Here is a 12963-nt window from a genome sequence, read left to right as displayed (position 1 = left end):
CACGCCGTCACCGTCCCCGTGCAGTCGTCGGCGCCGGGTCCAGGACCGACGGCCGCGTCGGCGGCGGGTCGGCCAGCGGGAGTCGGTGCCCCTCGGAGGCGGGCGTCGGGTCGCCGAGCACGCGGCCCGAGTCGAGGTCGAGCATGCCGGCGGGCGCCGTGGGGATGACCATGCCCATGCGCTGCGCGCGGGTGGCCACGCGCTGGGGGTCCCGCAGCTCCTGCAGCGACATCTCCAGTGCCTCCTGCCGGGCCGAGAGGTCGTTGGCCTGGGCCTGGAGTGCGCTGGCCCGGAAGGAGGCCTGCTGCATCGAGGTGTTGAAGAGCAGGAGCCCGATCACGCCACCGAGCAGCACCACCGAGAGCAGCATCACGAAGGGCACCTTCGCGGCACTGGACCGCACGACCGGGCGCGGCACCAGCGTGAGGCGGGCACGGCGTACGGCGGCCTGGGCCAGCTGCGGAGCCGTCCGCGGCAGGTGGGAGCGGAGTTGGGGGGCACTGCTGCTCATCAGGCGGCTCCTCGATGTGGCGGTCGGACGCGCTCGACGGCGCGCAGGCGCACCGATGCGGCGCGGGGGTTGGCTGCGGTCTCCTCCGGCGATGCCTGCTCGGCACCGCGGGTCAGGAGGCGGAGTTCGGGCTCGTGGCCCTCGGGCACGAACGGCAGGTCGTCGGGGACGTCGCTGCGCGAGCGCCGGGCGAACGCACGCTTGACCAGGCGGTCCTCCAGCGAGTGGTAGGACTCCACCACCACGCGTCCCCCGACGCCGATCGCGTCGACGGCGGCCGGGACCGCGCGCTCCAGCACGCGCAGCTCGTCGTTGACCTCGATGCGCAGCGCCTGGAAGGTCCGCTTGGCCGGGTGTCCGCCGGTCCGGCGGGCGGGCGCGGGGATCGCGTCGTAGAGGAGCTCGACCAGGCGCCCCGACGTGGTGAACGGCTGCTCGGAACGTGCCCGGACGACGGCGTCGACGATGCGCTTGGCGTGCCGCTCCTCGCCGTACTCGCGCAGCACCCGCACGAGGTCGCCCGGGGGGTACTCGTTCAGGACGTCCGCCGCGGTCGGTCCCGCACTGCCGTCCATCCGCATGTCCAGCGGCGCGTCCACCGCGTAGGCGAAGCCCCGCTCGGGCAGGTCCAGCTGCATGGAGGAGACGCCCAGGTCGAACAGCACGCCGTCGACCGCACCGGCACCGAGGTCGGCGAGGACGTCCGGGATCTCGTCGTACACCGCGTGGACGGCGGTGAAGCGGTCGCCGTAGGCGGCGAGCCGCTCGCGACTGCGTGCCAGGGCCTCCGGGTCACGGTCGACCCCGATGACCCGCGCCAGCGAGCAGCGGGCCAGGACCGCCTCGGTGTGACCTCCCAGGCCCAGCGTCGCGTCGAGCAGGACGGCGTCGGGGTGATCGAGGGCGGGGGCCAACAGGGCAACGACCCGGTCGAGCATCACCGGGTCGTGTCGAGGAGTGCTCATCGTCGCCCTCAGCGCCCGATCCCGTAGGCGAGCACGAGCAGCAACGCGGCCAGGGCCAGCGAGACGGTGGCCGAGAACGCCATCCGCAGGACGGCCTCACGGGCCATGTCCCGCACCCGTGGCGCGTGCGCGGCGTCCGGCCGTGCCGGACTGTTGGCGCCCATCACGCTCATCGCTCGACCCCTCGTGCGTTCCTCGTGGCTGGTGGTGATCCGGATCCGTCGAGCCAGGTCCCCGCCCGCTCCTGGGCCGGGCCGTCTGGAACCGGGGAAGGTGTCCCAGAAGACCGCTGGTGCCGCCTGGTGCCGGGGAAGGTGCCCCAGGTGGCTGGTCGGGAGCGGGCCAGAGACCTCGCCCGACGGATCCGTTGTTGAGTTGTGAGTCGGGGTGACCGATCAGTCGTCGTCCTCGTCGAGGTCGGCGAAGTCGGCCATCGCCTCGGCCTGGAACTCCTCCCAACGGGCGGGGTTCCAGATCTCGAGTCGGTCGCGGACGCCGATGACCACGACGTCCCTCTCCAGGGCGGCGTACTCGCGCAGGTGCGCGGGGATGCCGATCCGCCCCTGCTTGTCCGGCGTGCTCTCGTCGCCGCCGGCGAACAGGATGCGCGCATAGCGACGCGCGGCCTTGTTGGTCATCGGACGCGAGGCGGCACGGTCGGCCTCCTCCGCGAAGACGTCGACGGGCCACACGACCAGGCAGTTCTCCTGTCCCTGTGTCACCACGAGCCCCTCCGCGAGTCGATCCCTGAACTTCGCCGGGAGGAAGACCCGACCCTTGTCGTCGAGCTTCGGGGTGTAGGTGCCCATGAAGAGCATCTGGCACCTCCGCTTCCTCCACTTTCCCCCACCGTACCCCACTTTCCCCCACCGTCAACCACAAACGCGGCGTTTCCTCGCCCCGACCGCGGGAATCCGGGTGCCGTGGCACGCCGGAAACCCGCGTCAGCACTGGGTGTGCGCCCGCGGTGGGGCGTGGTGGAGCGAAAAGTGGGGAGGATCCGGCCCGGCGGGGCTTCAGGAGGGGGCCGAGTGGAGCGCCCGTTCCCGTGTCGCGCGTCGGGGGGTACGCCGTAGGCTGGACGTCACGCCGTCGATGGGAGACAAGTTCCGTGGAGTCGCCGACCCCCCGCGCCGACCTGGACGCCCAGGTCTCACAACCCGACGTGGCCACGGCCGCACGGGTGGCCGAGCGCATCCGCAGCAACGTGGAGCAGGTCATCGAGGGCAAGCCCGACGTGGTCGCCACCGCCGTGATCGTCCTGCTCGCCGAGGGCCATCTCCTGCTGGAGGACGTCCCCGGGGTCGGCAAGACCCAGCTGAGCAAGGCACTGGCGCGCTCGATCGACTCCAGCGTGCGTCGCATCCAGTTCACGCCGGACCTGCTGCCCTCCGACGTCACCGGCGTCTCGGTGTTCAACCAGTCCAATCGCGAGTTCGAGTTCCGCCCCGGCGGCGTCTTCGCCAACATCGTGATCGGCGACGAGATCAACCGCGCCTCCCCCAAGACCCAGTCGGCGTTGCTGGAGTGCATGGAGGAGCGTCAGGTCACCGTCGACAACGTCACCCACGAGCTCGAGTCGCCCTTCATGGTGATCGCGACGCAGAACCCGGTGGAGATGGAGGGCACCTACGCCCTGCCCGAGGCCCAGCGCGACCGCTTCATGGCGCGGGTCGCCATCGGCTACCCCACCACCGACGCGGAGATCGCCATGATCGGCTCGCACGCGAGCCTGAACCCGCTGGACGACCTGGAGCCCGTCACCGACACCGCGGAGATCCGCAAGGTCTGCGGCATCGTGGGCCAGGTGCACGTCGCCGATGACGTGCAGGAGTACGCCGTCGCGCTGATCGCCGCGACCCGGGGCCACCCCAACCTGCTGCTCGGCGCGTCGCCGCGCGCGACGCTGCACCTGGTGCGTGCCGCCAAGGCCCGCGCCGCGATCGGCGGTCGCGACTACGTCATTCCCGACGACGTGCGCGCCCTGCTCACCGCGGTCATCGCGCACCGGGTGCTGCCCAACGCCGAGGCCGCCATGGGGGGCCAGGCGGCCGACCGGATCATCGCCGACGTCGCGGCGTCGGTCCCGGTGCCCCACCGCCGTGCGTAGTGGCCTCGCCGGCCTGACACTGCGCGGCCGGGCGTTCCTGGCAGCGGGACTGACCGCGATCGCGTGTGCGGTGCTGCTGGGCCAGGACAGCCTGGTGCGCATCGGCGCGCTCGCCGTGCTGCTCCCCCTCGTGACGGCGTACGTCGTGGGGCGGCGGCGCTACCAGCTCCAGACCGCGCGGATCCTGCAGCCCGCGCTGGCCCGGGCCGGCGAGACTGTGCGCGTCTCGCTGGAGGTGAGCAACCGCGGCGGCAACGGCGCCGGCGCCCTGCTCATGGAGGACCAGGTGCCCCTCGCGCTCGGCGCGCGTCCGCGCTTCGTGCTGCAGGGCCTGCGCCGCGAGTGGCGGCGCACGGTGAGCTACTCGGTGCGCTCCGACGTGCGCGGGGAGTACAGCATCGGCCCGCTCCGCCTCACCGCCAACGATCCCTTCGGCCTGCTGCAGGTGCGCACCACCGTGCCGGGCTCGGCGACGCTCACGGTCATGCCGCGCACGGTCCACCTGCCTCGCGGCAACCTCGGCGGCGGCTGGGGCGGCTCCGGGGAGCACCGCCCGCAGGCGTTCGCCTCCGGGTCGGCCGAGGACGTGACGGTCCGCGAGTACCGCCGCGGCGACGAGCTGCGACGCGTGCACTGGCACAGCTCCGCGCACGCCGGGCAGCTCATGGTGCGCAAGGAGGAGCAGCCCTGGGAGGCGCGGGCCACTGTCCTGCTCGACAACCGGGTCCGCTCGCACCGCGGCCGCGGCCTGGCCTCGAGCTTCGAGTTCGCCGTCACGGCGGCGGCGTCGCTGGTCGCCCACCTCGACGAGCAGGGGTACGCCGTCCAGCTGGCCACCGCCGACAGCCACGGCCCGGCCGCCCGCGGTGGCGCCGCGGCGCTGCTGGAGCGACTGGCCGTGCTGGGCCAGGTCAACCAGCCCAGCTTCACCACGCAGTGGTCCAGCGATGCCGGCACCGGCGGCCTGGTCGTCGCCGTGCTCGGGTCGGTGGACGACGAGGACGTCGCCGCACTGCGCCAGTGGCGCCACCACCACGCCACGGCGCTCGCGCTCACCCTCGACGTGGACCAGTGGGCCGGCCGCGGTCCCGACCCGTCGCGCCGGGCCACGGCACCCTTGATCGGTGCGGGGTGGCGCGGAGCCGAGGTCGGCCCCGACGACCGGCTCGACCGTGCGTGGCTGGAGCTGACCAGCAAGCGCGGCCGTCGCACGACGGCGGGTGCCACCCGATGACGCGCGCGCAGCGGACCGGCCACCTCCTCGCAGCCAGCGCGATCGCCGCCGCGACGATGTGGGTGGCCCTGGCGGCGTGGAGCCCGTTCGTCGCCGTGCCCGGCGACTACCTCGGTCCCCTGGCGCTCACCGCAGCCGCTCTCGCCCTGACCGGTGGCCTGCTGCGGGCCGTCGGGTCGCCGGCCCCCGTGACACTGGTGGCACAGGTCGTCGTCCTCGCCGCGGCGATGTCGCGTGCGACCACCGGCAGCTACCTCCCCGACGGTGAGAACCTCGCCGCGGTACGCGCCTCCCTCGACCTCGCCCTGGAGTCGGCCCGCAACTACGCCGCCCCGATCGGCCCGGAGGCGCCGCCGGTCGCCCCGCTGCTGATCCTGGGCGGAGGCATCCTCTTGGTGCTGATGGACCTGCTGGCCTGCGGACTGCGACGGGTGCCGCTGTCCGCGCTCGCCCTGCTGGCGGTGTACGCCGTCCCCGCGGGCGTGCCCACCGAGGGCTCGGCCTGGTTCTCCTTCCTCGTGGCCTCGATCGGCTTCCTGGCGCTGCTCCACCTCGACGCGCGCGACCGCATGCAGCAGTGGGGTCGCGCCGTGGGGCCCCACGACAGTGCGCGGGAGCTCGAGGTCAATCCGCTCGGCGAGGCGCTCCGTGCCGGAGCCGGGCGGATCGGCGCGGTCGCGGTCGCCGCAGCGTTGGCCTCACCCCTGGTGATCCCCGTGCTCGACCTCGGCCTGCTCGAGGGCAGCGGTGGTGGCGGTGGCGAGGACATCCGCATCAAGCGCCCCGTGACCGACATGCGGCGGGATCTCCAGCGCGCCGCGGACCGCCCGCTGGTCACGGTCCGCACTGACGACCCGCGTCCGGCGTACCTCCGCATCGCGGTCCTGCACCGGTTCACCGGACAGGAGTGGAGCAGTGGGGACCGCGACGTGAACTCCTCCAACCGTGCCGACGGCGCCCTCCCGGCACCGATCGGGCTGGAGGCCGACGTTCCCAAGCGCACCTATGACTACGAGGTCGCCGCCGACGAGGACTTCGAGTCGACCTGGCTGCCGACCCAGTTCCCCGCCTCGCGCGTGGAGGCCGAGGGTGACTGGCGCTTCGACCCCGACAGCATGGACTTCCTCGCGAGCGAGGACCAGACCACGGCCGGGCTGCGGTACTCGATGACGGCCATCGAGCACGACTACGGCAACGACGGCTCCTTCTTCCGCGACGCCACACCGGGCGACGTCGACGACGAGTTCCTCGAGCTCCCGGCGGGCGTCCCGGACACGATCGGCACCTGGGCCGAGCGGATCACCCAGGGCGCGTCCGACGACTACGCGCGCGCCACCCGGCTCCAGCGGTGGTTCCGCGACGAGTTCACCTACTCCCTGGACCAGGCGCCGCCCGGCACCGGGAACGAGACCCTCGAGGGGTTCCTCTCCCCCGAGGGTCGCGTGGGCTACTGCGAGCAGTTCGCGTCCGCGATGGCCGTCATGGCACGTGAGTTGGGGATCCCGGCGCGCGTGGCGGTCGGCTTCCTGCGACCCGAGCGCACCGGCAGCGACACCTGGACCTACTCCTCCCACGATCTCCACGCCTGGCCCGAGCTGTACTTCAGCGGGACGGGCTGGGTCCGTTTCGAGCCCACGCCCGGCAGCCGTGCCACGGAGGTGCCGTCGTACTCCACGCCGCAGGGCGGCACCGACGACGTCGGCGGCCAGTTCGGCGGACCGACCGAGGAGCCGACGACGACCGACGCCGACGACGGACCCGCGCCGACGGCAGCACCGACCGACCCCGGACCGACCGGCGGGGCCGCCGTGGCCACCGACGAGGAGGGATGGGGCGCCGCTCCGTGGGTGGCGCTGGGCACCGGCGGCATCGCGCTCGCGTTGACGGCCGCCGTCGGTCCCGGCTGGGTGCGACGCCGGCAGCGGGACCATCGGCTCGCCGGTGACGCGGAGTCCGCCTGGGACGAACTGTGGGCGACCAGCGTCGACCTGGGCCTGGACTGGCCCGACCAACGATCGCCGCGGGAGATCGGTTCCGCGCTGGAACCGGTCGTCGACGACGCCGATGCCCGCGACGCGCTGGCGCGGCTGGTCGACGCCGTGGAGCGGACCCGCTACGCGCGCCCCGAGGTCGCCCGGGACCATGTCGCCGAGGTCACCGACGACGTCGTCGCCTGCGCCGGGGCCCTCGCCGCGAGTGTGGCGCCGCGGCGGCGTCGCCGGGCGCGCTGGTTCCCGGCGTCCCTGCTGCGCAGGCCACCGCGCGGCGGCGCGCTGCGCGACCGGGAGCCCGTACCGCTCGGCTGAGCGCGACGCCACCGATCAGCGACGCGGGCCCGGCGGGAACCAGGTGGGATCGAACTGGGGCGCCGGACCACGCCCGGATCGATCGACCGCCGCGGGGGCCGATCGGCGATCAGCGGCTCAGAGACCGCCCTCACGGCGGCGGCGCCACCGCTCCTCCATGCGCTCCATGAAACTTCCCGAGGAGGCACCCCCGGAGCGATTGCGGAGCCGGCCGCGGCCCCGACGGGCCTTGCCACGGCCGCCGTCGATGACACCGAAGCCCGAGGGGTGGCGGGTCGTCGCCCCGCCCTCGTCCTCGGCGTCGACGGCCACGTGCTGCTGGCCCCGCAGCGCGCTGAGGCCGACCATCGCCGAGCCCAGCATGATGAGGAAGCCGACCAGGCCGACGACCCACAGGCTGCTCACGGCGCCGGTCATCAGCACCACGACACCGACCAGGAAGGCGACGCCGGCGATGATCGCGCGGCGGCGCGCAGCCCGTCGCAGGGTCGTGCCTCGCAAGGTGGAGGCGAACTTCGGGTCCTCCTCCACCAAGGCACGCTCCATCTGCTCGAGCAGTCGGAGCTCTTCTTCAGACAGTGGCACGGGTTCCTCCACTGGTGTGATGCCTCGCGCGTCTGGGACCAGTGTAGGCAGCCGGGTTCAATCGCGGTAGCCGAGTCCGGATTTTCCCGGCCCCGATCAGCGGCTCACCGTCGTCGCGACAGCCCCACCACGCTGGCACGAGCGACCGCGGCGGCGCCGAAGCGCGCCGTGACGCGGTCGACCGCACGGTCGGCGTGCCACCAGCCGGGGTCCGGCTCACCCAGCCGCAGCTGCCGCGTCGGGCGTGCCCCGAGGGCCCGGAGCCCCTCGACCCTGACGCCGACCAGGCGGACCGACCGCCGCAGCGGCAGCAGCGCTCGCAGCCGGTCCATCGCGGCAGCGTGCACCTCGCCGGTGGCGTCGGTCGGCTCCGTGAGCGTGTGGGACCGCGACACGGTCACGAAGTCGGCGTACCGCACCGTCAGGGCCACGGTCCGGCCCGTGCGACCGGCGCGCCGCAGCCGACCGCACACGCGCTCGGAGAGCCGGAGGAGCTCGGCACTGAGCACCTCGAGGTCATCGGTGTCGACCGGCATCGTGTGCTGAGCACCCATGCTCGACTCCGGGTCTCCCTCCCCGAAGCCGAACGCGCCGGCTCCTCCGGGGTGGAGCTCGTGACGGTCGCGCCCCCAGGCCAGCGCCTGCAGCGCCCGCGCCCGGTGCGGGCCGAAGGAGCGTGCCAGGTCCTCCTCGGCAACCGCCGCGAGGTCGCCGACGGTGAGCAGGCCCAGGCGCCGCAGCCGTTCACGGGTGGGCTCGCCGACGCCGTACAGCACCCCGACGTCGAGCGGGTGCACCTCGGCCACGAACCGCTCGGGCGGGATCACCGCCACGCCGTCGGGCTTGGCCCGACGACTGGCCAGCTTGGCCACCGAGACCGCGTCGGCGATGCCGACCGAGCAGGTGATGCGGTGGTCGGCCCGGATCCGGCCCCGAACCGCGTCGGCGATCGCCTCCGGCGGACCGAAGAGCCGTCGGGCGCCGCGCACGTCCAGGAACGCCTCGTCCAGCGAGACGACCTCGACGATCGGGGTGAAGGTGCGGAAGGTCGCCATGATGGCCCGGGACACCGGGCCGAGCACGGAGAAGTCGGGCGCGACCTCGACGAGGTTCGCACATCGCGCGCGTGCTTCGCGCCCCGACATCCCCGAGTGGATGCCGTGCCGGCGGGCGGGATAGCTCGCGCAGAGGACCACGCCGCGGTGCCCGCCGCCGACGACGACCGGCACGTCGCGCAGCTCCGGCCGGTCCCGGACCACCACCGAGGCGTAGAAGGCATCCATGTCCACGTGCAGCAGGGCGCACCCGGACGTGTCCACAGGCCGGCTCACCGGGTGCCACCCGGTCGCGACCGGTCAGCGGGCGAGCGCGTGCAGCTGGGTCGCCAGGGAGCGGTACTCGGGCCGTGCCGCGGCGACGCGTTCCAGCTCGATGAGCGTCGTGGCCGCACCCGGCTCGAGGTCCAGCAACGAGCCGGGCACGAGGTCGGCGAAGACCCGGACCGCCTGGAGGGCGTCGACGGTGAACCCGGCCGCGGTGAGCAGCGCCGTGACCTCCTCGGCGGTGAACCGGTGCGTGCCGCGGGCGACGTCGTCGCCACCGTCGCCCAACAGGTCCAGCGCGGACTGCAGGTGCCCGGAGACGGCCTTGGCGATCGCTGCGGCGTGCCGTTGCGCGACCAGCAGGCTGAGGTGGCCCCGGGGCCGCAGCACCTCGCGGATGCGTGCGAGACCGTCGGCCGGGTCGACGACCTCGAGCACGCCGTGACACAGCACCAGGTCGGCACTGTCGGATCCCACCACGTCGACGAGCTCGGACACGTCGCCCTGGTGGGCAGCGACCTCGACGCCGGCCTGCGACGCCCGCTGGGACAGGGCGGCCAGGGCGTCGGGGCTCGGGTCGACGACCGCAACGCGGTGGCCCATCTCGGCGATCCGCACCGCGGATCCGCCGGTGCCGCCCCCGATGTCCACGACGTCGAGCCGCGGGCCGTCCAGGTGGGCTGCGAGGGCGTCCCACACGACGGCCGTGCGGGCCATCTCCCGCCGGTCACCAGATGCCATGGCCCCAACCCTAGACACCTCGCGTCGCGCGGCGCTCAGCCGGCAACGCGCGCCGAGCGCGTGATGTCGACGTCCAGGTGCGGGGTCAACCCCAACGACTGCTCCACCAGCCCGAGGAACCGGTCCGCGTCACGCACCAGGTCATCGGCCTCCCGGGCGCTCACGGCGCGCTCGGAGCCGGACTCGGCGGCGGACCGCTTGCCGGCGCCCGCGGCGAAGAAGGTCGCCCACTCCCCCAGCTCCGGCGCCACCTCCGCCAGCAGCACCCACGCGTTGCGCTGGGGACGCCGTCGACCTCGGTCATGCGGTCGCGCCCGTGCTGCCAGGAGCGCCGCGGCCGCGCGGAGCGCGGCGACGTGCGCGGAGGCGTAGCGGGTGGCGGCGTCCTCGGCGGTCACGGCCTCGCTCAGTGACCCGGCCGCGCGCGCCAGGTAGGAGTGCGTCGTGGCCGGCAGCAGGTCCGGGTCGATGTGCCGCACCTGCGGCGTACGGTCGTGGATGCCCATGTGTGCCCCTCTCGGTCGGGTCCGGTGGGGACGGGGGTCGAGGTCGTCCCCACCGGGACCGCTGTTCGAACATTTGTTCGAACATGACCACCATAGCGCGCCCCCACCGACATCCGTCAAGGCTCACCGGGAGCGACCGTGGCCGTGGTCGCTGCGAGAACCCGGCCGATCCGGCGGGAGGACGCGTGGACCGGGACCGCGAGGGCGTCAGTTCAGTGGGCTCAGTGGGCTCAGTCGTGCGCGGCCACGTCGGCGGGATGCCGGCGCCAGGAGCCGGGGAGGCAGAAACGACGGGCGTCCTGGTGCCAGAGGAAGACCAGGGTGACCGCACCCAGCGTCGCCGCGGCCACCACCGAGTAGCGGATCAGGTCCGGCGGACCGGTCCGTGCCGTGGCCACCGCGGTGATCGCCACGCCCGCCGCGACACCGGCGAGCGAGTGACGCGCCCAGTTGTGCCCGTGGCGGAAGAGTGGAATCAGGAACAGGGCCGTGGCGGCGACGACGACGTAGAGCACCACGATCACCGGGACGAAGTCGATCGGCTGGACCTGGCTGTCGGCCCCCGGCTCGGGCGACCACACCGCAGCGATCCGGTCACGAAACACGACCACCAGCACCGACACCACTGCGCCGGCTGCGATGTGCAGCCACAGCAGCCAACTCGCCACGTCGACCACGGCCGGTCGCTTGTCCATCTGGCTCCTCCCGACACGGCGTACCCGCGCACGCCGTCCTCGCCCAGCCTAGTGGTCCGGCGAGGGCTAGGGTCATCTCCATGCCGCGCCAGCACCCCTCGATCAGCCACTTCACCGAGGAGCACCGGCGCCGCGGTGGCACCGGGCGCATCGTCGTGCTGCCCGACTCGGTCCACAGCGCCGCCCTCGCCGCCGCTGCACTGGAGTGCGAGGTCGGCGCGATCGCCAACAGCCTCCTCTTCGATGCCGACGGTTCCCCCGTGCTCCTGCTCACCTCGGGGGCGCACCGCGTGGACACCGCGGCCGTGGCCGGACGGATCGGCCTGACCGGGCTGCGCCGCGCGACTCCGGAGTTCGTGCGCCACCACACCGGCCAGGTCATCGGCGGCGTCTCCCCCATCGGTCACCCGTCCGAACTCCCCACCTACGTCGACCCCTGGCTCGCGGACCACCCCGTGGTCTGGGCAGCAGCAGGGCACCCGTCGGCGGTGTTCAGCACCACCCACGACGAGCTCCTCGCGCTCACCGGCGGCACCGTCGTGGACATGGAGGCACCGTGAGCCGGATCGTCGTCGTCGGCGGCGGACTCGGCGGTGTCGCCGCGGCGGCCCGGCTCGCGAAGCAACGCCACGAGGTGACCCTGCTGGAGGCGCGCCGGGAACTCGGCGGAGCGATCGGGACGGTCGCGCAGGACGGCTTCGCGTGGCCGGCGGGACCGACCACCACGATGCTGCCGGCCGCCCTGCGTGACCTGTTCCGCAAGAGTGGACGACCGCTGGAACGAGAGCTCGGCGCCGACCTCTCGCCGGTGGAGACGATCCGCGAGCACCGCTTCGCCGACCGCACCTCGGTGCGTCTCCCCGGCGGGTCGCGCGGCGCACAGGCGGCCGCACTCGAGGAGCTCGGGCCGGGCCTCGGCGAGGCCTGGGTGTCCCACGTCGACACCTACGCCCCCGTCTGGGACGTCCTGCGCCGCCACTACGTCGAGAACCCGTGGGACGCGGCCGATCCACCGACCGACCTGCGGCGGCTCTTCGCGGCGCGCCAGACCCTGGCCAAGCGGCTCCGCCGGGACTTCCGCGACGACCGCCTCGCGATGATCGCGGGCTACCTCCCCACCGCCGAGGGCCACGACCTGCGCAACGTCCCGGCCTGGGCCGGCCTCGGCACCTACCTCGAGCAGTGCTTCGGCGTCTGGCAGGTGCCCGGCGGGATGGCACGGCTCGCCGAGGTCCTGACGAACCGCCTGGCCACCCGCCGCGTGACCGTGCTCGCCGGCGTGCTCGGCCGCGACCTCGTCATCCGCGACGGTGCCGTCGCGGCCGTGCAGACCGACGAGGGCGCCATCGAGGCCGACGCCGTGGTGGTCGCGGTCGACCCGCGACGGCTGCCCGCGTTGGCGCGCCACGTCGAACGGACGATGCCGGCGATCCCGCCCGTGGTCACCCGTCTCGGCCTGACCGACGAGGCGCCGGCGCTTGAGCACGACGTCGTCCTGCACGGCGACGCGATGATCACGGTGCGCCCCGACGGCACTGCGCCGAGTGGTCACCGCGCCTGGACGTTGCTCGGCCGCGGCAAGCTCTCCGAGGACATGGTGGCCGTCCTCGCCCGGTCCGGCCTCGACGTGCGCGACCAGGTCGTCACGCGCGTCGACCAGTCCCCGCGTGAACTCGTCGAGGAGTGGCACGGGTCGCCGTACGGCGTCCTCTGGCAGGGCCGGGGTACTCCGCGCCACCGGCTCGGCCCGACCACGCCGGTCCCGGGGGTCTACGCCGCCGGGGCCCACGCGACGCCCGGCGCCGGGGTCCCCTTCGTGGTCCAGTCCGGTGCCCTCGTGGCTGCCGCCATCGGGCCTGCGTCCTGACTCTCCGGTCGCACCGGTGCCGCCGCGACGGGGCGGTGCGGGCGTTTTCCGGATTCCGCATCGCGCCTGACCCATCTGGGCTAGCGTCAGGTCCGCGCCGCACTCTCGGCGCGGGCAAGGG

General features: G+C 73.8%; 14 protein-coding genes. 5 read left to right on the top strand and 9 right to left on the bottom strand.

All coding sequences use genetic code 11. The features are described from left to right. Window positions 1-7: 7 nt before the first annotated feature. From KUV85_RS03370 to mraZ, 4 genes are all read right to left on the bottom strand, one after another. Window positions 8-511, bottom strand: coding sequence for a hypothetical protein (locus tag KUV85_RS03370; protein WP_219961809.1), 504 nt, complete (start codon window positions 509-511; stop codon window positions 8-10). After that, window positions 511-1476: a 16S rRNA (cytosine(1402)-N(4))-methyltransferase RsmH gene (rsmH, locus tag KUV85_RS03365; protein WP_219961808.1), complete on the bottom strand. Its 966-nt coding sequence runs from the start codon at window positions 1474-1476 to the stop codon at window positions 511-513. The genes KUV85_RS03370 and rsmH overlap by 1 nt, the downstream gene beginning before the upstream one ends. A gap of 8 nt (window positions 1477-1484) precedes the next feature. Further along, window positions 1485-1649 carry a hypothetical protein gene (locus tag KUV85_RS03360; protein ID WP_219961807.1) on the bottom strand — a complete coding sequence of 55 codons (165 nt, stop codon included), beginning with the start codon at window positions 1647-1649 and terminating at the stop codon, window positions 1485-1487. 222 nt (window positions 1650-1871) lie between these two features. Continuing rightward, entirely contained in the window at window positions 1872-2294 is a 423-nt protein-coding gene (gene mraZ / locus KUV85_RS03355) for a division/cell wall cluster transcriptional repressor MraZ (protein WP_237690191.1), read from the bottom strand. Window positions 2295-2614: 320 nt separating this feature from the next. Here mraZ and KUV85_RS03350 point away from each other — a divergent pair, with 320 nt between their 5' ends. From KUV85_RS03350 to KUV85_RS03340, 3 genes are read left to right on the top strand one after another with little or no spacing between them, the layout of a single operon-like run. Then, window positions 2615-3586, top strand: a complete 972-nt coding sequence (locus tag KUV85_RS03350; protein WP_237690242.1) for an AAA family ATPase — start codon at window positions 2615-2617, stop codon at window positions 3584-3586. Continuing rightward, the gene (locus KUV85_RS03345; protein WP_219961804.1) at window positions 3579-4820 is read left to right on the top strand and encodes a DUF58 domain-containing protein; all 1242 of its coding nucleotides are present in this window, start codon (window positions 3579-3581) and stop codon (window positions 4818-4820) included. Before KUV85_RS03350 ends, KUV85_RS03345 begins: the two co-directional genes overlap by 8 nt. Further along, on the top strand, window positions 4817-7126 hold the full coding sequence (locus KUV85_RS03340) for a transglutaminaseTgpA domain-containing protein (RefSeq protein ID WP_219961803.1): 2310 nt from the start codon (window positions 4817-4819) through the stop codon (window positions 7124-7126). Before KUV85_RS03345 ends, KUV85_RS03340 begins: the two co-directional genes overlap by 4 nt. Window positions 7127-7243: 117 nt before the next feature. Here the strand turns inward: KUV85_RS03340 and KUV85_RS03335 are convergent, their stop codons facing one another. The 5 genes from KUV85_RS03335 to KUV85_RS03315 all read right to left on the bottom strand — a co-directional run bounded on the left by KUV85_RS03335 (window position 7244) and on the right by KUV85_RS03315 (window position 10975). Then, window positions 7244-7711 carry a DUF3040 domain-containing protein gene (locus KUV85_RS03335; RefSeq protein WP_219961802.1) on the bottom strand — a complete coding sequence of 156 codons (468 nt, stop codon included), beginning with the start codon at window positions 7709-7711 and terminating at the stop codon, window positions 7244-7246. A gap of 104 nt (window positions 7712-7815) precedes the next feature. Beyond that, entirely contained in the window at window positions 7816-9042 is a 1227-nt protein-coding gene (gene dinB / locus KUV85_RS03330) for a DNA polymerase IV (protein WP_219961801.1), read from the bottom strand. 24 nt (window positions 9043-9066) lie between these two features. Continuing rightward, complete coding sequence (locus KUV85_RS03325; protein WP_219961800.1) at window positions 9067-9774, bottom strand: class I SAM-dependent methyltransferase; 708 nt, start codon at window positions 9772-9774, stop codon at window positions 9067-9069. Window positions 9775-9809: 35 nt separating this feature from the next. Continuing rightward, the gene (locus tag KUV85_RS03320; protein ID WP_219961799.1) at window positions 9810-10280 is read right to left on the bottom strand and encodes an SAV_6107 family HEPN domain-containing protein; all 471 of its coding nucleotides are present in this window, start codon (window positions 10278-10280) and stop codon (window positions 9810-9812) included. A gap of 230 nt (window positions 10281-10510) precedes the next feature. Beyond that, window positions 10511-10975, bottom strand: coding sequence for a hypothetical protein (locus KUV85_RS03315; RefSeq protein WP_219961798.1), 465 nt, complete (start codon window positions 10973-10975; stop codon window positions 10511-10513). Window positions 10976-11055: 80 nt separating this feature from the next. On the opposite strand from KUV85_RS03315, the gene KUV85_RS03310 reads away from it, so the two are divergent. Then, a complete protein-coding gene (locus tag KUV85_RS03310) occupies window positions 11056-11535 on the top strand; it encodes a YbaK/EbsC family protein (RefSeq protein WP_219961797.1) in 480 nt (159 codons plus the stop codon). Continuing rightward, window positions 11532-12842, top strand: coding sequence for a phytoene desaturase family protein (locus KUV85_RS03305; RefSeq protein WP_219961796.1), 1311 nt, complete (start codon window positions 11532-11534; stop codon window positions 12840-12842). The genes KUV85_RS03310 and KUV85_RS03305 overlap by 4 nt, the downstream gene beginning before the upstream one ends. Window positions 12843-12963 lie beyond the last annotated feature (121 nt).

The sequence above is a fragment of the Nocardioides panacisoli genome (assembly GCF_019448235.1).
Taxonomy (GTDB): domain Bacteria; phylum Actinomycetota; class Actinomycetes; order Propionibacteriales; family Nocardioidaceae; genus Nocardioides; species Nocardioides panacisoli_A.
Note: the sequence above shows the minus strand (reverse complement) of the source record. Positions and strands in the feature narration are given on the sequence as shown.

Coding starts and splice junctions, on each gene's coding strand:
- KUV85_RS03370 (WP_219961809.1), bottom strand. CDS start 511: ATGAGCAGCAGTGCCCCCCAACTCCGCTCCCACCTGCCGCGGACGGCT.
- rsmH (WP_219961808.1), bottom strand. CDS start 1,476: ATGAGCACTCCTCGACACGACCCGGTGATGCTCGACCGGGTCGTTGCC.
- KUV85_RS03360 (WP_219961807.1), bottom strand. CDS start 1,649: ATGAGCGTGATGGGCGCCAACAGTCCGGCACGGCCGGACGCCGCGCAC.
- mraZ (WP_237690191.1), bottom strand. CDS start 2,294: ATGCTCTTCATGGGCACCTACACCCCGAAGCTCGACGACAAGGGTCGG.
- KUV85_RS03340 (WP_219961803.1), top strand. CDS start 4,817: ATGACGCGCGCGCAGCGGACCGGCCACCTCCTCGCAGCCAGCGCGATC.
- KUV85_RS03325 (WP_219961800.1), bottom strand. CDS start 9,774: ATGGCATCTGGTGACCGGCGGGAGATGGCCCGCACGGCCGTCGTGTGG.
- KUV85_RS03320 (WP_219961799.1), bottom strand. CDS start 10,280: ATGGGCATCCACGACCGTACGCCGCAGGTGCGGCACATCGACCCGGAC.
- KUV85_RS03315 (WP_219961798.1), bottom strand. CDS start 10,975: ATGGACAAGCGACCGGCCGTGGTCGACGTGGCGAGTTGGCTGCTGTGG.
- KUV85_RS03310 (WP_219961797.1), top strand. CDS start 11,056: ATGCCGCGCCAGCACCCCTCGATCAGCCACTTCACCGAGGAGCACCGG.